Consider the following 22,516-nt stretch of genomic DNA (forward strand, 5'->3'; position numbering starts at 1 on the left):
ACCCGATGACCGATCCACGGATGTTCGTTGAGACCTTCAAGATCACCGCTGAGAATCCGCTGGTGGGAGGGCACGTCGTCTACGGCGAGCCCTTTCTGCCGGGGGTCGGCCACGTGGAACTCGTGCTGGAGGTTCTCGCCCGCAACGGCCTTCCGCTCGCCGAGGCGGGGCTGCGCAGCCTGGTGATCCTGGAACCGCTGGTCGTCCGGCCCGGCGCGCCCGTCACCGTCACGCTGGCGGGGAGTCCCGCACCCGCGGGCGGAGTGCGGGTCGAGGTGCGGGGCCGTGCCGCCGGTGCCGCCGAGGTGCTGCACGCGACCGCGGTGGCCGAGCCGAGCACCGCCGGGCCGCTGCCGGGGCGGCTCGACCTGCCGGCGGACGCCCCCGCGGACATCCCGATGGACGAGATCTACGCCTGGTGCCGCGAGCACGACCTGGTCCACTCCGGAATGATGAAACCCACCGGAACGGTGCGTCGCACCCCCGGAAGCTGGGTCGCCGAGGTGCGCCTGACCGAGGACCAGCGCTCCGGCGCGCACCGGTTCCTCTTCCACCCGGCCTTGTTCGAGGCGGGGCTGCTGGGCGCGGGCGTCGCCGCCGGGATGCTGTACGACGGCGCCGACGAGCCCGGCGGGCTCTACCTCCCGCTCGCGTTCGAGTCGTTCCGGGCGACGGCTCCGCTGGGCGACCGGTGCTACGTCGAGGTCCCGGCCGACGCGGTGCACCGGGACGACGAGCTGATCCGGATGCCGCTGACGTTCTTCGACGCCGAGGGCCGGCCGGTGGCCCGGCTCGACCGGTTCGTCGCCAAGCGGGTACGGGCCGGTTCGGCGCTGCGGACCCGGAGCGCGCCGGCCCCCGCCCCCGCCGTCCCGGCCCCCGCGACCGACGCGGACGACACGGACCTGGTCGAGCTGCTGCGCGGTCTCGTGGCGTCCCGCATCGGGACGCGGCCCGCCGACGTGAGCGCCCACGTCGGCTACTACCAGCTCGGACTCGCCTCCGCCGACCTCGTCGGCGTGGTGGCCGCGCTCGAAGACCGGCTGTCCCTCGCCCTGTCGCCGACGGTCATCTTCGAGTACACGACGATCGCGGAACTGGCCGCGCACGTGGCGACCCTCCGGGGCGACGCGCCGACCGGGAACCGCGTCCTGGCCGAGCTGCGCGGCGAACTGGCCGCGCTGCTGAGCCTGCCGGAAGCGGAACTGGACGAGGCCGCCGACCTGACCGAGATCGGTCTCGACCTCGCCGCCGGGTCCGCCCTCGTGACGTGGCTGAACGACCGCTACGGCCTCGCGGTCACCCCCGCCGTGCTCGCCGCGCACCCGACCCTGGGCGGACTGGCCGACCACGTGGCCGCGCTGCAAGGTCCCCAGGCCGTCCCGACGCCCGCGCACTCCACGCCCGGTGGACTGGCTGACCACGCGGCGACGCCGCATGGTGCCCCGGCCGTCCCGACGGGCGCGCACTCGACGCCCGGTGGACTGGCCGCCGCGCTGCCCGGCGCCCCGGCGCATCCGATGCTGCGGGCCGGGACGGAGAGCGGCGACGGCGTCGTGCACGAGGCGCGGTTCGACGGAAGCGAAGGGTTCCTGCGGGACCACCGGGTGGGCGGACGCGCGCTGCTGCCCGGAGTCGTCCACCTGGAGCTGGCACGTTCCGCGACGGCCGCCGCGCTCGGCGCGGGACCCGGGGACGCGGTGCGGCTGGAGGACGTCGCCTGGCTGCGGCCCGCCGCGTCCGGCCCGGACGGCCTGAACCTGCGGGTCGCCGTGCGCGGCACGGCCGGACGCGTCGAGTTCGAGATCACCGGCGACGACGGCGCCCCCTGCTGCCTCGGCCGGGCGAGCCTCGCGGCGGGCGGCGACCAGGCGAGCCTCGCGGCGGCCCGCGAAGCCTGCACCGAAGAGATCCCGGTGGCGCAGGTCTACGACGGCCACGCCCGCGCCGGGCTCGCCTACGGTCCCGCCCAGCGGTCCCTGACCGCGCTGCGCACCGGCACCGACGCGGCCGGCCATCCTCAGGCGCTCGCCGAGCTGAGCCTGCCCAGCGAGGCGGACCCGCTGCCGGGATGCGTCCTGCACCCCGCGATCCTGGACGGCGCGCTCCAGGCGACGGCGGGCCTGCGTCCACAGGGCGCCGCCCCCGCCCTGCCGTTCTCGGTCGGACGGATCGACGTGCACGGCCCCACCCCGGCCCGCGCGTTCGCCTGGACGCGCTACCGCGACGGCCACGGCCCGGACACGCGGCAACCGCTGCTGGACGTCACCGTCTTCGACGCGACCGGCCGCGTCACGGCGGACCTGGCGGGCCTCGCCACCCGCGCCCTGCCGGCCGCGCCCGCCGAGGTCCCCGCGCCGGAGGACGGCGACATCGCGATCGTCGGCGTCGCGGGACGTTATCCACAGGCCGACGACCTGGTGGCGTTCTGGGAGAACCTGCGCTCCGGCCGGGACTGCGTGACGCGCGCCGACCGCTGGCCCGGCGGCGAGGACCACTGGGGCGGGTTCCTGGACGGCATCGACCTGTTCGACCCGGTCTTCTTCCAGATCTCCCAGCGCGAGGCCGAGTACCTCGACCCGCACGAGCGCCTGTTCCTCGAATGCGCGCACCACGTCCTGGAGGACGCCGGATACACCGGCGACCTGCTGACCCGCACCAGCGGCACGGTCGGCGTCTTCACCGGTGTGATGTACCAGGACTACCAGCTCTACGGCGCGCAGGCCCAGGAGCGGGGGCTGCCCGTCGCGCTGTCGGCCAGCGCGGCGTCGGTGGCCAACCGGGTGTCCTATTTCTATGGGTTCACCGGGCCGAGCATGACCGTCGACACCATGTGCTCGTCCTCGCTCACCGCGCTCCACTTGGCCTGCGAGGCGATCCGCAGCGGACAGTGCGGGGCCGCGCTCGCGGGCGGCGTGAACCTCACGTCCCACCCCGGCAAGTACCTGCTGCTCGGGCAGCGCGACTACCTGGCCGCGGACGGCCGGTGCCGCAGCTTCGGCGCGGGCGGCGACGGCTACGTCCCGGGCGAGGGCGTCGGGGCGGTGCTGCTCAAGCCGCTGGCACAGGCCGTCCGCGACGGCGACCACGTCCACGCCGTCATCAAGGGGACGGCCGTCAACCACGGCGGACGCACCACCGGCTACTCGGTGCCGAGCCCCGCCGCGCAGAGCGAGGTCATCGTCGCGGCGATCCAGGACGCCGGGGTCGACCCCCGGACGGTCGGCTACCTGGAGGCGCACGGCACCGGGACCTCGCTCGGCGACCCGATCGAGATCGCCGGGCTGGCGAAGGCGTTCCGGGCCCTGGACGGCGCGCCGGAGCAGTGCGCCATCGGCTCGGTCAAGTCCAACATCGGCCACGCCGAGAGCGCGGCGGGCATCGCGGGTCTCACCAAGGTGCTGCTCCAGCTGCGGCACGGGCAGCTCGCGCCGAGCCTGCACTCCGCCACCCTGAACCCGCGCCTCGGCCTCGACGGGACCCCGCTGCGGGTGCAGCAGGACCTCGCGCCGTGGCCGCGTCCCGCCGGGGCCCCGCGCGTCGCGGGCGTGTCGAGTTTCGGCGCGGGCGGCGCGAACGCGCACGTCGTCGTCGCCGAGTACGCGCAGCCCGCGCCGCCGCCCGCGCCGGGCGGGCCGCAGGTCTTCGTACTCTCGGCGATGAGCGAGGCGCAGCTCGCCGAGCAGGCGCGGCGGCTGGCGGCCCGGCTCGGGGAGCTGACCGAGGACGACCTTCCCGGCGTGGCCTGGACGCTCCAGACCGGCCGGCTCGTCCGGGAGGAGCGACTCGCGTTCGCGGCGGGCTCGATCGCCGAGGCCCGCGCGCTGCTGACCCGGTTCGCCGACGCGCCGGGACGGCCGGGCGACTGGGCGCGCGGCTCCGTCCACCGGGACGTCGCCACCGACGAGGCCGAACTCGCCGCGGCCGTCGACGCGTGGTCCCGAGACGACGCCGGGCCGCTGCTCCGGCTGTGGGCGGCGGGCGCCACGGTGCCGTGGGAGACCGTGCGCAAGGGCGGGCCGCCGCGCCGGGTCCCGCTGCCGGGCTACCCGTTCGCCCGCGAACGCTGCTGGGTCGATCTCGACGGGCCGGTCACGGTCGGCGCGGACAGGCCCGGCGAGGTGGTGCTGTTGCGCCGCCGCTGGGTCGCCCGCGAGGCCCCTCGGCCGGGCGACGCGGTCGCCGCCCGCGCCGTGGTCGTGTTCGGCGCGCTCGCCCCCGCCGAGCGCGACACGCTCCGGGCCGCGCTGCCGCCGGACGCCACATGCCGGTTCTTCGACCTCGCCGACGGGAGCGTCGCCGATCGGTACGCCGAGGCCGTCCGGGAGACCTTCGCCGTCGTCCAGGAGATGCTGCGGGACGGCGGGCCGCGCCCGGCGCTCCTGCAAGTAGTGCTCACCGGACCGCAACCGGGCGGGCTCGGCTGGCTGCGCGGACTCACCGGCCTGCTGCGGACGGCGTCCCTCGAGGACCCGCGCCTGCGCACCCAGCTGCTCGACTGCCTCGACGGCGCGTCCGCCGCCGAGGTGGCCGCCCGGCTGGCCGACGACGCCGAGCCCGAGGTGCGGTACCGCGACGGCCGCCGGTACACGGCCGTCCTGGACGAACTCGGCGCGGACGGCCCGGTTGCGGCGCCGTGGCGTGAGAACGGCGTCTACCTCGTCACCGGGGGCGCCGGCGCGCTCGGCCGGATCATCGCCGCCGACGTCGCCGCCTCGGTCCGGCACGCGACGGTGGTCCTCGTCGGCCGGTCCGCGCTCACCGTCGAACAGGCCGCCGCGCTCGACGCGCTGCGCGCCGCCGGGCTGACCGTCGAGCACCGGCGCGCGGACGTCGCCGACCGGGCCGCGACCGAACGGCTGCTGGCCGGCGTCCGCGCCGACCACGGGCCGCTGACCGGGATCGTCCACGGCGCCGGGGTCACCGACGACCGGCTCATCGTGGCGAAGTCGGCCGCCGAGCTGGACCGCGTCCTCGCCCCGAAGGTCGCCGGGCTCGTCCACCTGGACGAGCTGAGCCGCGACGAGCCGCTGGACTTCCTGCTCTGCCTCTCCTCGGCGAGCGGCGCCTTCGGCAACCCGGGCCAGGCCGACTACGCCGCCGCCAACGCCTTCCTCGACGCCTACACCGCGCACCGCGAACGCCTGGTCGCGGCGGGCGAGCGCACCGGCCGGAGCGTGTCCGTCGGCTGGCCGCTGTGGGCGGACGGCGGCATGGGAACGGACGCGGCGGTCGCCGACCGGCTCCGGGCCCTCGGCGTCATCCCGCTCGACACCCCGCGCGGCCTGGCCGCCCTGCACCGGATCATGAGCGACGCCGACGCCACGGCCGAAGGCGGCACGATCGTCTTCTCCGGCACCCGCGCGACACTCTCTCGCCTCACCGCACCCCCCGCCCCCGCGCCGCCGCCGACCAGTGCCTCCGCCGCGTTGGAGGAGCGGACGATCGCCCATCTCCGCCGGGTGCTCGCCGGGGTGCTGAAGATCGCGCCGGAGCGCATCCACCCGGACGCGCCGCTGGAGCGGTACGGCATGGACTCCGTCCTCGCCGTCGAGACGGTCACCTCCCTGGAAGAGGCCTTCGGCCCGCTCGCCCGGACGCTGCTGTTCGAGTGGCCGACGCTCCGGGACCTGGCCGGATACCTCGTCGCCGAGCACGCGCCCGCGCTGCGGACCCTTGTGGGCGAGCCCGCCCCGCCCGCCGTCGCCGAGCCCGCCCCGCCCGCCGTCGTCCGCGTCGAGCCCACCCAGTCCGCGTCACCCGGCGTCGTCCGCGCTGAGCCCGCACCGGCCGCGTCGGGACGGGCGGCTCGAAGCGGGACCGGGGACGTCGCCGTGATCGGCATGGCCGGCCGCTATCCGCAGGCCGCGGACCCGGACGCGCTCTGGGGCGTCCTCCGCGACGGCCGGGACTGCGTGACCGGTCCGCCCGCCGGACGCTGGGACGGCCGCGCCGGAGCCGGTTCGCTCGGCGGCTTCCTCGACGGGATCGACAAGTTCGACGCCGCCTTGTTCGGCGTCGCCCCCCGCGAGGCGGAGGTGATGGACCCGCAGCAGCGGCTGTTCCTGGAGACCGTCTGGGAACTGCTGGAGACCTGCGGCGTCACCCAGGACGTCCTGCAACGGCGGTACGAGCGGAGGGTCGGCGTCTACGTCGGCGCCGCCTACCAGCTGTACCGCGCGGACGCCGAGAACCCCGCGCTGGCCGCGCTCACCTCCACCGCGTCCTACAACCTCATCGCCAACCGCGTCTCGCACTTCTTCGGGCTGGAGGGCCCGAGCCTGGCCGTCGACAGCATGTGCACGTCCTCGACCGTGGCCATCCATCTCGCCTGCGCCGACCTGGCGCGCGGTGAAACCGAACTGGCCGTCGCCGGGGGCGTGAACCTGGCGGCGCACCCCGACAAGTTCCGGGGCCTCGCCGAGATGCGGCTGCTCGGCAGCCATGCGGGCAGCCGCAGCTTCCGCGACGGCGACGGTTATCTGCCCGCCGAGGCCGTCGGCGCGGTGCTGCTCAAGCCGCTCGACGCCGCCCTGCGCGACGGCGACACGATCCACGCCGTCATCAAGGGCACCGCGTCGGCCCACAGCGGCCGGGGCAACGGGTTCCTGGCGCCGAGCCGCAAGGCCCAGGAGGCGGTCATGCGCCGCGCGCTGGAGAACGCGGGCGTCGCGCCGGAGACGATCGGGTACGTCGAGTCGTCGGCCAACGGCACCGCGATGTCCGACGAGATCGAGCTGAGCGCGCTGCGCACGGTGTTCGCGCGTGCCGCCGAGCCGGTGGCGGTCGGGAGCGTCAAGTCCAACCTCGGGCATCCCGAGGCGGCGTCGGGCGTCGCGCAGCTCACCAAGGTCGCGCTCCAGTTCCGGCACCGGGAACTGCCGCCGCTCACGGAGATCGGCGCGCCCAACCCCAACCTCGGCCTGGACGGCGGCCCGCTGACGCTCTGCGAGCGGCTGACGCCGTGGGCGGAACGTTCCGGCACGGCCCGGCGCGCCCTGATCAACTCGGTGGCGGCGGGCGGCAGCCACGTCAGCCTCGTGGTCGAGGCGCCGCCGGAGATCGCGCGGGAGGCGGAGCGGGACACGAGGCCCCAGCTCGTGGTCCTGTCCGCCCCCGACACCGACCGGTTGCGGACGGCCGCTCGACGCCTGGACGACTACCTCAACGACCACACCGCAGACCTCGCGGACGTCGCCTCGACCCTGCAACGGGGCCGCGAAGCGATGCCGGCGCGGCTAGCCGTCGTCGCAGCCTCGGTGGCGGAACTCCGGGACGGCCTCGCCCGCTACCTGGCCGGGGACGAACAGGACGCCGCGTTCGCCGGCCCGGTCCCGCGCACCGGCGACGCCGCCGACGATGCCGCCGCCCCCCTCGTCGCGATGCTCGACGGCGCGCGCGGCGAGGCGTTCCTCGCCGCGCTGGCCGCCGACCGCGACCTGGACCGGCTCGCCGACCTGTGGGTGCGCGGCGTAACGATCCCCTGGGACGAACTGCACACGCCGGGCCGACGCCTGCTGCCCCTGCCGGGAACCGTCTTCCGAAGGAACGCCTACTGGCTGCACCGAACCCCGCCCCCCGAAGCCCCCGAAACCGTCGAAACTCCCGAAACCGTAGAGGCCGACGGGGTGCGGGACGTCGTCCTGGCGGCCGTCGCCGACGTGCTCGGCTACCGCCCGGACGAGATCACCGCCGCCGACGACTTCCTCGCCCTCGGCGGCCACTCCCTGCTCGCGCACCGGCTGAGCGTGCGGCTGCGGGACCGGGGCGTCCACTGCGACCCGGTCGACGTCCTCCGCGCCCGCTCGATCAAGGCCATCGCCGACGCCGCCGCACCGGAGACATCGCCCGGCGAAGCGGACGCCCCGCTGATGTCCGTCACCGAGGACGAGCGGGCGACGGTCGCGGCGGCCGTCCCCGGCGGAGCGGAGAACGTCCAGGACGCCTACCCGCTCGCCCCGATGCAGGAGGGCATGTACCTCCTGTACAGCAAGGAGGGGCTGCACGACCCGTACGTCTCGTCCGGCCTGTTCGCCTTCGCCGACCGCGCCGCGCTGGACCGGTTCGTCGCGGCGCTCGCGGCCGTGACCGCCCGGCACGACGCGCTGAGGACCGTGGTCCTGTCGGCGGGCCTCGACCGCCCGCTGCAGGTCGTGCTGCGCGACGTGGAACTCCCCGTCGAAGAAATCGAACTGACCCCGGGACGTCCCGCCACGGACCAGCTCGAAGAACTGCTCGCCGAGGCCCCGCCGATCCGCCTCGACCGCGCGCCGCTGATCCGCCTGCGGGTCGGACGGCACCCGGACACCGGGACGTGGCACGCGGCGATGAGCCTGCACCACGTCATCCACGACGCGTCCTCCCTCGGCCTGCTGTTCGGCGAGATCGTCGCCCACGCCGAGGGACGGGCCGCGACCCTGCCGGAACCGCCGCCCTACCGCGACTTCGTGGCCCACACGCTGCGCCAGCGCGCCGACCTCGACCCCGCGACGTTCTTCTCCGGCCTGCTCGGCGACGTGGACGAGCCGACCGTCGTCTTCGGCCTCCAGGATGTCCACGGCGACGGACGGCAGGTCCTCGACGTGCGCCGCCCGCTCAAGGAGCCGCTGGGCCGACGCGTGAGAGCCGTGGCGGCCGAGCTGCACACCAGCCCCGCTGTCCTGTTCCACGCGGGCTGGGCGCTGGTCGTCGCGGCCTGCGCGAACCGGGACGACATCGTGTTCGGCACGGTGATGTCGGGCCGGATGCGCGGACCGGCCGGGGTCGAGCGGATGATCGGCACGTTCATCAACACGCTGCCGATGCGCTTCGACCTGACCGGACTGAACGCGCGGGACCTGGTGGCGCGCGCCGAGGAACAGATGCACGGCCTCGTCCGCCACGAGCAGGTCCCGCTCGGCGAGGCCCGGAGCCACAGCGGGCTGGCCGGCCCCGAGGCGCCCCTGTTCAACGTCATCTTCAACTACCGGCAGCTCCCGGACGACGAGCGGATCGACCGCCTCCTCGCCCGCGTCGGCGTCACCCCGCTGTCGGAGGCGATCCAGCGCAACAACTTCCCGGTGACCGTCTCCGTCGACGACCACGGGGACGCGTTCGAGATCGACGCGCAGATCCACCGGGCGCAGAGCGCGGACGCGGTCATCGACTGCCTCGAAACCGCGCTGGCCTCGCTGCTCGACGCCCTGGCGGAAGGCACCGACCGGCAAGCCCTCGACCTGCCCGTGACGTCCGACGCGATGCTCCACCGCGAACTGGTCGAGCACGGCTGGACGCCCGTGGCGGACGCGGGCGACGCGGACCGTCCCCTGCACCGCTGGTTCGAGGACGTGGCCCGCGAGCGCGGCGGAGCGGTCGCGGTCCGGTGCGACGGCCGCGAGCTGAGCTACGCCGAGCTGAACGCACGGGCCAACCGCCTGGCCCGCCACCTGCGCGACCTCGGAGTGGGACGCGAAGCCAGAGTCGCGCTGTGCCTGCCGCGCAGCGAGTGGCTGGTGGTGGGCGCGCTGGCGGTCGCGAAGGCGGGCGGCGCGTACGTGCCGGTGGACCCGTCGGCCCCCGCCGAGCGGACGGGCCACGTGCTCCGCGACTCCGCCCCGAAGGTCGTGCTGGTCGCCGGCGGCGTCCCGGACGGCCTGGCGGTCGGCGACGCCACCGCCGTGGTCGACGTCGAGACAAGGGAGTGGACGGACCACCCGGACGGTGACCTGGAAGCGGAGTCGTCGGCCGCCGACCTGGCGTACGTGATCTACACGTCCGGCTCGACCGGGCTCCCCAAGGGCGTGATGATCGAGCACCGCCACGTGACGCGGTTCTTCCTCGCCGCCCAGGAGTGGTTCGGCTACCGCCGGGGCGACGTCTGGACGCTGTTCCACTCGTTCGCGTTCGACTTCACCGTCTGGGAGATGTGGGGCGCGCTGCTGCACGGCGGCCTGCTCGTGGTCGTCACCCGGGACGTGGCGCGCAGCCCCCGCGCCTTCTACGAGCTGCTGTGCGACGAGGGCGTGACCGTGCTCGGCCAGACGCCGACGGGCTTCGGACAGCTCATCGAGGCGCAGGACGAGAGCGGACGCCCCCACCGGGTCCGCACCGTCGTGCTCGGCGGCGAACCGCTCGACGCGACCGCGCTGCGTCCCTGGTTCGAGCGACCGATGAACGCCGAAACGACCCTGGTGAACATGTGGGGGACCACCGAGACGACGGTGGTCACCAACTACCGCGAGGTCGAGGAGTCCGAGACCCGGCTGACCACCCGTCCGATAGGCACGCCGATGCCCGGGCTGGGCGTGTACGTGCTGGACCGCAACGGCCGTCCCATGCCGACCGGCGGCGTGGGCGAGCTGGTCATCGCGGGCGGCGCCGTGGGACGCGGGTACCTGAACCGGCCGGAGCTGACCGCCGAGCGCTTCCTGCCCGACCCGTTCCGGGACGGCCCGGACGCCCGGATGTACCGCACCGGCGACCTCGGCCGCAGGCTCCCGGACGGGTCGCTGGAATTCCTCGGCCGCAACGACGACCAGGTGAAGATCCGCGGCTACCGCATCGAACTCGGCGAGATCTCCGCGCGCCTCAACGACCACCCGGCCGTGGAGGACAGCCGCGTCGTCGTGCGCGGCGACGGCGACGACCGCCGCCTGGTCGCCTACGTGGTGCCCTCGGCGCGGACGGCGCGGCCGGTGCGCGAACTGCGGCGCCTCGCCGTCACCGACCCCGACGCGCTGGAGCACCTGCGCGAACTGCCCAACGGCCTGCCGGTGTTCCAGCGCGGCGCCGACACCCGCTCGGAAAAGGTCTTCACCGACGCGAACCTGCTGCGCCACGGCATCACCCTCGCCGAGGACGCCCGCGTCGTGGACCTCGGCGCCGGTTCCGGGCTCGGCGCTCTCTTCGCCGGGCTGCACTGCCCGGACGGCACGGTGCACGCCTACGAGCCCGACCCGGAGGCCCGCGACGCGCTCCGCCGCAACGCCGCCCTGTACGGCCTGAACGTCGGGATCCTCGACAGCGCGGAGCTGCCCGGAACCGACCGGATCGACCTGCTCCTGGCGGACGCCGAACGCGTCGGGCACGACGTGCTCTGCTCCGCCGTCGCGTCGGCCGGGCCGGTGGTCGAACGGCTGGTCGTCGGGCTCCGCGACGACGGGGGACGCCACGACGCCGTCCTGGCCCTGCTGAAGGAGCACGGCTTCGACGCCGCGAGCGAGCCCGACGCCGACGCCCCGGACCGGTACACCGTTTACGCCCGCCGCACCGGCTGCGCCGCGCCGCCGCCGCGTCCGACCAGCCTGCCCCGGTGGACGGACGACCAGATCCTGCGGGCGGAGCTGGACGCCGCCCTGCGCGTGGCGCTGCCGCCGTACATGGTGCCGTCCGCGTACGTGGTGCTGCACGAACTGCCGCTGACCGGCAACGGGAAGCTCGACCAGCGCGCGCTGCCCGAGCCCGAGGCGATGCGGCGGCCCGACGGCCCCGAGACGCCGCCCGGCACCGACGCCGAACGCGTCGTCGCCGCGATCTGGTCCGACCTGCTCCACCTCGACCCGGCCCTGCTCAGCACCGAGAGCGACTTCTTCGCGCTCGGCGGCAACTCCCTGCTGGTCACCCGCGTGATCAACATGGTCAAGCAGCGGACCGGTGCCGAACTGCGCGTCCAGACCGTGTTCGACGCGCACCGGCTGGCGGACCTGGCGGCCGTCGTGGAGTCCCAGACGTCCGGCCCGGACCCCGACCTGGACCTGGACGCGCTCAGCCAGAGCATCAGCCTCATCGAGAGCCTGACCGACGCGGAACTCGGCGACCTGGATCTCGACACCGCATTCCTCGACAGCGACAGCCAGGCAGAGAGGCGATGATGAGCACACCGCAGCCGGACAGTGGGCACGACCTGATCCGGAAACTCCAGGCTCTGCCGGCGCACCGGCAGAGCGCGGTGCTCGCGCTCATGCGCAGGCGCGGCGTCGACGTGTCGGCGCTGGACTTCATCCCGCGCGTCCCCCGGGACGAGCCGATCGCCCTGTCGTTCGCGCAGCAGCGGCTCTGGTTCCTCGCCCAGCTCGAAGGGGCGAGCCCGCAGTACAACGTCCCGATCGCGCTCCGCCTGGACGGCAAGCTCGACCGTGCCGCGCTGCGCCGCGCGCTGACCGGCTTGGTCGACCGGCACGAGGCGCTGCGCACGCGGTTCGAGGACCGCGACGGCGTCCCGTACCAGTGCGTCGCCGACGGGTCCGACTTCACGGTCCGCGAACGGGACCTGACCGACGCCGACGACCTCGCCGAGCTGTGCCGCCGGGAGACGCTGGACCCCTTCGACCTCGCCCGCGACCCGCTGATCCGGGCGCTGCTGCTGCGGCGGAGCGACACCGAGCACGTGCTCGTGCTGACGATCCACCACATCGCCTCGGACGGCTGGTCGATCGGCGTGCTGTTCCGGGAGCTGAACGCCCTGTACGAGGCGGCCCGCGACGGCCGGGACGCGGCGCTCGACCCGCTGCCGCTGCAATACGCGGACTTCTCCCACTGGCAGCGGCAATGGCTCACCGGCGACGTCCAGACCCGCCAGATCGAGTACTGGAAGGACCGGCTCGCCGGGGCCGAGGCGGGGCTGACGCTGCCGACGGACCGTCCGCGTCCGCCGGTCCGGGGGCACGCGGGCGCGCGGGAGCACTTCCGGTGCTCCGCCGACCTGCTCGAACGGCTCCGGCAGGTGAGCGGACGGTACGACGCCACCCTCTACATGACGTTGCTGGCCGCCTACTCCGTCGTGCTCCACCGCTACACCCAGCGGACGGACATCGCCGTCGGCACCATCGTGGCCAACCGCAACCGGGCCGAGACCGAAGGGCTCATCGGCCTGTTCGCCAACACGCTCGTCATGCGCAACGACCTGGCGGGCGACCCGACGTTCGCCGACCTGCTCGCCCAGGTGAAGCAGACCGCCCTGCACGCCTACGACCATCAGGACGTGCCGTTCGAGGCCGTCGTGGACGCCCTCCAGGTCGAGCGGAGCCTCAGCCTCTCGCCGGTCTTCCAGACGGTGCTCGTCCTGCAAGAGGCCCAGGCGGACCCCGACCTGCGGCTCGGCGACCTGCGGGTCGACCCGGTCGACTTCGCCTTCGACCTCGCCAAGTTCGACCTCACGCTGGACCTGCGCGAGGCACCCGACGGCCTGACGGGCGCGGTCGAGTACAACACCGACCTGTACGACCGCGCGACGATCCGGCGCTTCGTCCGCCACTTCACCACGCTCCTGTCCGCCGTCGCGGACCGGCCGCGCGAGCGCGTCTCCCGGCTGGAGCTGATGGACGCGGCGGAGACGGACCGGCTCGTCGGGGAGTGGACGGCGCCGTCCGCCGTCCCCGCGCCGCCTCCCCGGCCGCTGCACGCCTGGTTCGAGGACGTCGCGCGCGACCGGGCCGACGCGGTGGCGGTACGGTGCGACGGCCGCGAGCTGAGCTACGCCGAGCTGAACGCGCGGGCGAACCGGCTGGCCCGCCATCTGCGCGGGCTCGGCGTCGAGCGCGAGTCGCCGGTGGCGCTGTGCCTGCCGCGCAGCGAGTGGCTGGTCGTGTGCGCGCTGGCCGTGCTGAAGGCGGGCGGCGCGTACGTCCCGCTGGACCCGGCGGCGCCGCCCGAGCGCGCCCGGCACGTCCTGACGGACTCCGCCCCGAAGGTCCTGCTGGTCGCGGGCGGCATGCCCGCCGGGCTGGACGTCGGCGACGTCACCGTGGTCGACGTCGAGGCCGGGACGTGGGACGGCCCGGACGGGAACCTGGAACCGCTTCCCGGAGCCTCGGCGTCCGACAGCGCCTACGTGATCTACACGTCCGGGTCCACGGGCCGTCCGAAGGGCGTGGTGGTCGAGCACCGGCAGGCGTCCCGGCTGTTCACCGTCACCGAGGACCAGTTCCGCTTCGGGAAAGACGACGTCTGGACGCTGTTCCACTCGTTCGCGTTCGACTTCACCGTCTGGGAAATGTGGGGCGCGCTGCTGTACGGCGGCCGGCTGGTCGTGGTCCCGCACGAGGTCGCGCGCAGCGCCGCCGACTTCTACGCGCTGCTGCGCGCCGAGGGCGTGACCGTCCTGAACCAGACGCCGAGCGCGTTCGCCCAGCTCACCGCCGCGCAGGGCGACGACGGCCGCCCGCACAAGCTGCGGACGGTCGTGTTCGGCGGCGAGGCCCTGGACACTGCCGCGCTGCGCCCCTGGTTCGCGCGTCCCATCAACCGCGCAACGACCTTGGTGAACATGTACGGCATCACCGAGACGACCGTGCACGTCACCAGCCGGGTCGTCACGGAGGCCGACGCGGAGCGCTCCGCGAGCCCGATCGGCGCGCCCCTGCCCGACCTGCACGTGTACGTGCTCGACGGCCACGGCGCGCCGGTGCCGCCGGGCGCCGTCGGCGAGATGTTCGTGGGCGGCGCGGGCGTGGCCCGCGGCTACCTGAACCGGCCGGAGCTGACCGCCGAACGCTTCCTGGACGACCCGTTCCGCCCGGGCGCCCGGATGTACCGCACCGGGGACCTCGCCCGCCGCCGGGCCGACGGGTCGCTGGAGTTCGTCGGCCGCAACGACGACCAGGTGAAGATCCGCGGCTTCCGGATCGAGCCGGGCGAGATCTCGGCGTCCCTGCGGCGCCACCCCGGCGTCGGCGGGTGCGCGGTCGTGGTCCGCGAGGACCGGCCGGGCGTGCGGCAGCTCGTCGCCTACGTGGTGCCCGCCGCCGAGGCCGCAGAGGGGCTGCGCGCGGAGCTGGACGACCTCGCGCGCCGGTCGCTGCCCGACTACATGCGGCCCGCGTCCTACGTCCTGCTGGACCGGCTGCCGCTGACCACCAACGGGAAGCTCGACACGGCCGCGCTGCCCGTCCCCGACATCGGTTCCTACCGGGAGGAACGGGAGCACGTCGCGCCGTCGACCCCGACCGAGCGGGCGCTCGCCGCCATCTGGGCCGACCTGCTCGGGTTCCCGGCCGGGCAGATCGGCGTCGCGGACAACTTCTTCGCGCTCGGCGGGCACTCGCTGCTCGTCACCGTCCTCGCCGCCCGGCTGCGGGAGCAGGGTCTCACCGGCCTCACCGTGCGGGACCTGTTCAGCGTCCCGACCCTGGCGGCGCTCGCGGCCCTGATCGACGCGGGCGACGGCGCCCCGGCCGGACGCGCGGCCGTCGTCCCGCCGAACCTCGTCCCCGACGGCTGCGAGCGGCTGACGCCCGACCTGCTGCCGCTGGTCGCGCTGGACCAGGAGTACCTGGACGCGATCGCGGCGCACGTCCCCGGCGGGGCGCCCAACATCCAGGACGTCTATCCGCTGGTGCCCTCGCAGGACGGCATCCTGTTCCACCACCTGATGGACCCGGAGAACGACCCGTACGTCATGTCGGGCATGTTCGTCGCGGACGACGAGGCGGCGTGCGCGGCCTTCCTGGACGCGCTCCAGACGCTCATCGACCGCCACGACGTGATGCGGACGGCCGTGCTCACCGCCGGGCTCCCGGAGCCGGTGCAGGTCGTGTACCGGTCGGCGACGCTGCCGGTGGAGCGGATCGAGCCCGTGGGGGACGCCGAGGCGCACGCCCGCGCGCTGCTCGCCGACCCGGCCGTCCTGCCGCCGGACCGGCCGCCGATGCTGAAGGTCCGCCTCGTCCCCGACCCGGTCTCGGGACGGCGCTTCCTGGTGGTCAACTTCCACCACCTCATCGAGGACGCGACGTCGCTGCGCCTGATCGTCGACGAACTCGCGGCCCACATGGCGGGCCGGGACGACCTGATCGGCCCGGCGCCCGCCTACCGGGACTTCGTCGCCCACACCCTGCACAACCTGCGGACGGGCGACGCGGAGGCGTACTTCCGGGACGTCCTCGGCGACGTCACCGAGCCGACCGTGCCGTTCGGCCTGACCAACGTGCGCGGCGACGGCCGCCGCACCCGCAAGCCGCGCCGCGCGCTGTCCCCCGAGCTGACCCGGCGGCTGCGGGCCGAGTCCGGACGGCTCGGCCTCAGCCCGGCGTGGCTGTACCACGCGGCGTGCGCCCGCGTCATCGCGGCGGCCGGCGGCCGGGACGACGTCGTGTTCGGCACCGTGATGTCGGGACGCCTCGCGGCGGTGCCCGGCATCGAACGGATGCTGGGCAACTTCATCAACACGCTCCCGCTGCGGGTGCGGCTCGCCGACCGGACCGTCCGGGACCTGGTGGACGAGGTGGCCACCGGGCTGCGCGAGCTGATCGTCCGCGAGCAGTCCTCGCTGAGCCTCGCCCAGCGGTGCAGCGGCCTCGAGAGCGACACGCCGCTGTTCAGCGCCGCCATCAACTTCCGCCACTTCGACGCGCCGGACGAGGCGTCCGCGGTGCCGTCGCTGGAAGCGCTCGGGATCGGCTCGGTCGTATTCGTGGACCGCACGAACTACCCGATGGGCATGTCCCTGGACGACCTCGGCGACGAGATGTCGCTGACCGTCCAGATCGAGGAGGGCGTGGAGCCCGAGGCGCTGCTGACCTACGTTGAGACGGCCCTCGCCGGGATCGTGGACGCGCTCGCCGCCGACGACGGGCACGGCACCCGCGCGCTCGACGTCGACGTGCTGCCCGCGCACGAGCGGCAGCGTCTCGTCGCGGACGGGCGGGGAAAGACTCACCCCTACGAGCAGGACGCCTCCCTCGCCGAGCTGTTCGAGCGGCAGGCGGCCCGGCGGCCCGACGCGGTCGCGGTGCGCTGCGGCGACCGGACGCTGACCTACGCCGAGCTGAACCGGGACGCGAACCGGGTGGCCCACCGGCTGCGGGCGTCCGGCGTCGGCCCGGACGTGCTCGTCGGGCTCTGCGCCGACCGGTCCCCCGACCTGGTGACCGGCCTGCTCGGCGTCCTCAAGGCGGGCGGCGCGTACGTCCCGATCGACCCCGGCTACCCCGAGCAGCGCGTCCGCGCCATCCTCGACGGCTCCGGCGTGCGCGTCGTCCTCGGGCAGTCGACCCTGCGCGACGGCCTGCTCGACGGCGTGGACGAGGTGATCCACCTCGACACCGCCGCGCACGAACTCGCCGGAATGCCCGAGGACGACCCGTCCGACGTCGGCGCGACCCCCGCGCACCTCGCCTACGTCATCTTCACCTCGGGCTCCACCGGCAGGCCGAAGGGCGTCCTGGTGGAGCAGCGCGGGGTGGCGCGGCTCGTCCGCAACCCGGACTACTTCGCGGCGGACGAGGACACCGTGGTCATGCACCACTCGTCCATCTCGTTCGACGCGGGACCGCAGGAGGTGCTGACCCCGCTGCTGGCGGGCGGCGTCCTGGTCCTGCACGACGGCGACTCCAAGGACCCCGCCCAGTTGCTCGACGTCGCCGGGCGGACGGGCGTCACGACGATGCTGCTCTCGGCGGCGCTCCTGCCGGACTTCGTGGCCGCCGCGACGGGCCGGGACCTGCCGCTGCGCTACCTGGCCGTGGTCGGCGACACCTTCTCCGCCCGCGACGTCCGCCGCCTGTGCGCGGAGCACCCGGACCTGACCGTCGTCAACGGCTACGGCCCGACCGAGAACAGCATCGCCTCGACCTACCACGTGATCCCCCGCGACATCGCCGACGACGCGCGGATCCCCATCGGCCGCCCGATCCCCCACACCACCGCGTACGTCACCGACGAGGCGGGGCGGCTCGTCCCGGACGGCGTGATCGGCGAGCTGTGCCTCGGCGGCGCGGGCGTGGCGCGCGGCTACCTCGGCGACCCGGCGCTGACGGCCGCGCGGTTCGTCCCCGACCCGTTCGGCGACGACCCCGGCGGGCGCCTCTACCGGACGGGCGACCTGGTGCGCAGGCTCCCCGACGGGACGCTGGAGTTCCGCGGTCGCGCCGACGACCAGGTGAAGGTCCGCGGGTTCCGGGTCGAGCCCGGCGAGATCGAGACCGTCCTCCAGGCCCATCCGTCCGTGCACAGCGCGGTGGTCGTGCCGCGGACGGCGGGCGAGGTCCACACGCTGAACGCCTACCTGAGCCCCACCGAAGAGTGGCTGGACGCGGCGGCCGAGGCCCAGGTCGCCGAGCACCTCGGCCAGTGGCGGCGCCTGTTCGAGGAGCAGTACTCCCGCACCGAGGAGGAGACGCCCGACGACCTGAACCTCGCGGGCTGGGAGAGCAGCTACACCGGCGAGCCGATCCCCGAGGCCGAGATGCGCGAGTGGATCGACGGCACGGTCGCGCGCATCGCCGGCCTCCGCCCGAAGCGGATCCTGGAGGTCGGCTGCGGGACGGGCCTGCTGCTGTTCCGGTACGCGGGGGACTGCGCGTCCGTCCACGGCATGGACATCTCCGGCGAGGCCCTGGCCGACGTGCGCCGGGGGGCCGAACGGCGCGGCTGGGACCACGTGACGCTCCGGCAGGGCGACGCCCTGGCGGTGGCCGAACTGGCGGGCGAGGCGCCCTTCGACGTGGTGGTGCTCAACTCCGTCGTCCAGTACTTCCCGAGCCGCGCCTACCTCGACGAGGTGCTGACGCGGATCCTGCCCCTCGTCGCGGACGGCGGCCGGGTCCTGCTCGGCGACGTCCGCAACCTCGACCTGTTCTCCGCCCACGTCTGCGCCGTCGAACGCAGCCGGGCGGGCGTCCCGAGCACCGCCGGCGCGCTGGCGGCGCAGGTGCAGCGGCGCCGCAGGCAGGAGACCGAGCTTTTGGTGAGCCCGGCCTACTTCACGGGGCTGCCCGGCCGGTTCGACGGGCTCGGTTCCGTGGACGTCCTGGTCAAGCGCGGCCTCGGCGGCAACGAGATGCTGTCCTACCGCTACGACGTCGTGCTGACCAAGGGCCCGTCCGTTCCGGTCGGCGACCATCCGTGGCTGGACGTCGCCGAACCGGCCGACCTGGTGGCGCTGCTCGAATCCGGCGCGCCCGACCGGTTCGGCGTCGTCGGCCTGACCAACCCGCGCATCGCCGACGACGTCCGCGTCGAGGCGTCGCTGACGGCCCTCGCGCCGTCCCGGCAGGTGGAGCCGCTGCCCGGCGGCGACCGGCTGTCGGCGGACGCCCGGCGGCGGGTCGCGGAGCTGGAAGCCGCGCTGGCCCGCGCCGAGGAGCTGGGGTACGAGGTGGCGGCCACCTGGTCGCAGGACCGGCCGGACGGGCTGGACCTCGTGCTCGGCCGGGGCGGACTGCCGCCCGTCCGCGCCCGTGCGCCCTACCGGAACGCGCGCCCGGCGAACGTCCCGCAGGCCGGACTGCTCGGCGGCGGGCTGGTGCGGGAGCTGCGGGACCACCTCGGCGCGCGGCTGCCCGACTACATGGTCCCGAGCGCGTTCGTCGTGCTGGAGGAGCTGCCCGTCACCGCGCAGGGCAAGGTCGACAAGCGCGCGCTCCCGGCCCCCGACGAGCAGGACGTCGCCAAGGAGGTGTACGTCGCGCCGCGCACCGAGGCGGAGCGCACGATGTGCCGGCTCGTCGCCGGGGTCCTGGAGATCGAGCGGGTCGGCGTCCAGGACAACTTCTTCAACCTCGGCGGGCACTCGCTGCTGGCGACCCGCCTCAACCTGCGGGTCAAGAAGACGACGGGCGCCGAGCTGCCGCTCGAACTGATCCTCGCCGCCCCGACGATCGGGGACATGGCCGCCGTGCTCGCGGAGGCGCTGGGAGGCGCGGCGCCGGACTCGCCCCCCGACCTGGTGCCGGACGCCCCGGCGGCGGAGGGGACGGAGGCGCCGCTGTCCACCGCGCAGCGCGACCTGTGGTTCCTGCGCGGTCCCGACCACCTCGGCGCCGCCCACGACAACGTGCAGATCGCCCTGCGCCTGCGCGGCCCGCTCGACCCGGCGGCCTGCGCCGGTTCGGTGCGCGTCCTCGTGGAACGGCACGCGATCCTGCGGACGAGTTACGTGCGGCGGGACGGGGTCACCGTCCAGCGGGTGAACGGCGCGGACGGGTTCGAGGTCGTCCCCGTCGCGATCCCCGGGGACGCCGCGTTCGACGAATGGGCGCAGGCGGAGCGGCTGCGCCCGTTCGCGCCGGCCGACCGGCACATGCTCCGCGCCCACCTGGCGACCCTCGCCGACGAGGACCACGTCCTGGTGCTCACCCGGCCCTGGGGGATCTTCGACGGCTGGTCGACCGGCATCCTGCTGGCCGAGCTGCTGACGGCCTACCGGGAGCTGAGCGACGGCCGGGAACCGCTGCTCAAGCCGCTGCCGCTCCAGTACGCCGACTACGCGGTCTGGCAGCGCAGCGTGGTCGACGGCGCCGTCCTCGACCGGCAGCGCGACTACTGGCGCACCCGGCTCGCGGGGCTGCCGGAGCGGCCGTCGCTGCGCACCGACTACCCGCGTCCCCCGGTGCGGACGTTCCAGGGCGCGGCGGTCGAGTTCACCGTCCCCGGCGAGCTGGCCGACCGGGTGCGCGCGTTCGGCGCGGAGCGCAAGGTCTCGCCGTACACGACCCTGCTCGCGGCCTACGCCGTGCTGCTCGGCGGCCGGTCCGACGATCTGGAGCTGGCGATCGGCTCGCCGGTGACCAACCGGCCCGCGCCGGAGCTGGACGAACTCGTCGGCTACTTCGTCAACGCGCTGGTGCTGCGGATCGGCGTCGCCCCCGGGACGTCCTTCGCCGACGTCCTCGCGGCGACCGCGACGACGGTGGCCGAGGCGCAGGCGCACCGCGACCTGCCGTTCGAGGACCTGGCGCGGGACCTCGTGCCGGATCCGGACCCGTCCCGTCCGCCGCTGTTCCCGGCGATGTTCAACCTGGCGGCGACGCCCGGCGACGGCGCGCAGCAACCGGACACCGGCGGCCTGGACGTCGAGCTGCTGCCCGGCGGGTCCGGGACCGCGCGGTTCGACCTGAGCCTGTCGCTGCGCGAGACCGGCGCGGGTCTGCTGGGCCACCTGGAGTACAGCACCGACCTGTTCGCGCGGGCCACGGCCGAACGGCTGGCCCGCGACTACACGCTCCTGCTCGACCGGGCGGTCCGGCATCCGGACCGGGACCTGGACCGCCTGCGCTCCGAACCGGGCGAGAACCCCACGCAGCAGGACCTTTCGGGAACCCAAGAGAAAGAGGCCGAACGTGAGTAGTGCCGACGAGTTCGACGTCATCGTGGTCGGTGGCGGGCCCGGCGGTTCCACGCTGGCCGCGCTGGTCGCCAAGCAGGGGCACTCGGTGCTGGTCCTGGAGAAGGAGCACTTCCCGCGGTACCAGATCGGCGAGTCGCTGCTGCCGTCGACCATCCACGGCGTCTGCCGCCTGACGGGCGCGGCGGACGAGCTGGCGAAGGCCGGCTTCCCGCTGAAGAAGGGCGGGACGTTCCGCTGGGGCGCGAACCCGGAGCCGTGGACGTTCGCGTTCGCGGTGTCCCCGCAGATGGCGGGGCCGACGTCGACCGCCTACCAGGTCGAGCGGTCGAAGTTCGACCAGATCCTGCTGGACAACGCCCGGACGCAGGGCGCGCGCGTCCAGGAGGGCTGCGCGGTCCTGGACCTGCTGGAGGACGGCGACCGCGTCACCGGCGTCCGGTACACCGACGACCAGGGCGCGGAGCGGACGGCGACGGCGAAGTACGTGGTCGACGCGTCCGGCAACAAGAGCAGGCTCCACGACAAGGTGGGCGGCAAGCGCGAGTACTCGGAGTTCTTCCGGAACCTCGCGCTGTTCGGCTACTTCACCGGGGGCAAGCGGCTGCCCGAGCCGACGCGCTACAACATCCTCTGCGTCGCGTTCGAGAGCGGCTGGTTCTGGTACATCCCGCTGAGCGACTCGCTGACCAGCGTCGGCGCGGTGGTGCGCCGGGACATGGCCGAGAAGGTCCAGGGCGACCCGGAGAAGGCGCTGAACGACCTGATCGCCGAGTGCCCGATGATCGCGGACTTCCTGGCCCCGGCGGAGCGGGTGACGACCGGCCAGTACGGCGAGATCCGCGTCCGCAAGGACTACTCGTACCACCAGACGGAGTTCTGGCGGCCGGGGCTCATCCTCATCGGGGACGCGGCCTGCTTCGTGGACCCGGTCTTCTCGTCCGGGGTGCACCTGGCCACCTACAGCGCCCTGCTCGCCGCCCGGTCGATCAACAGCGTGCTGGCCGGCGTCCTGGACGAGGAGACGGCCCTGCGCGAGTTCGAGGCGCGGTACCGGCGCGAGTACGGGGTGTTCTACGAGTTCCTGATGTCCTTCTACCAGACGCACCAGGCCGAGGGTTCGTACTTCTGGGCGGCCAAGCAGCTCACCCAGAGCGCCCGGCCTGAGCTGGAGGCGTTCGTGGAGCTGGTCGGCGGCGTCTCGTCCGGCGAGGCCGCCCTCGGCGACGCCGAGACGCTCATGAAGCGGCTGGAGCAGCAGTCGACGGAGTTCGGCTCCGCGGTCGGCTCGGCCGGCGGGGACGGCGGCTGGGTGCCGATGATGAACTCCCCGGTCGTCCGGGACGCGATGGTCGAGGGCTCGAAGGTCCAGCTGCAGGCGATGCTCGGCGAGGACGCCGAGGAGGAGACGCCGCTGTTCGACGGCGGGCTCGTCCCGTCCGCCGACGGGCTGCTCTGGCGGCCGGGCAAATGAGC

The 22,516-nt window shown here is 74.4% G+C and carries 3 protein-coding genes; all 3 read left to right on the top strand.

Annotation, left to right across the window (positions count from 1 at the left end; translation table 11 throughout):
• The first annotated feature begins 5 nt into the window (after positions 1 to 5).
• From GQ466_RS16140 to GQ466_RS16150, 3 genes are read left to right on the top strand one after another with little or no spacing between them, the layout of a single operon-like run.
• Complete coding sequence (locus tag GQ466_RS16140; RefSeq protein ID WP_161103639.1) at positions 6 to 11,849, top strand: non-ribosomal peptide synthetase; 11,844 nt, start codon at positions 6 to 8, stop codon at positions 11,847 to 11,849.
• Positions 11,849 to 21,043, top strand: a complete 9,195-nt coding sequence (locus tag GQ466_RS16145; RefSeq protein WP_161103640.1) for a non-ribosomal peptide synthetase — start codon at positions 11,849 to 11,851, stop codon at positions 21,041 to 21,043. Before GQ466_RS16140 ends, GQ466_RS16145 begins: the two co-directional genes overlap by 1 nt.
• Positions 21,036 to 22,514, top strand: a complete 1,479-nt coding sequence (locus GQ466_RS16150) for a tryptophan 7-halogenase (RefSeq protein ID WP_161103641.1) — start codon at positions 21,036 to 21,038, stop codon at positions 22,512 to 22,514. The genes GQ466_RS16145 and GQ466_RS16150 overlap by 8 nt, the downstream gene beginning before the upstream one ends.
• The last annotated feature ends 2 nt before the right edge of the window (positions 22,515 to 22,516 follow it).

The organism is Actinomadura rayongensis (assembly GCF_009831215.1).
GTDB classification, from domain to species: domain Bacteria; phylum Actinomycetota; class Actinomycetes; order Streptosporangiales; family Streptosporangiaceae; genus Spirillospora; species Spirillospora rayongensis.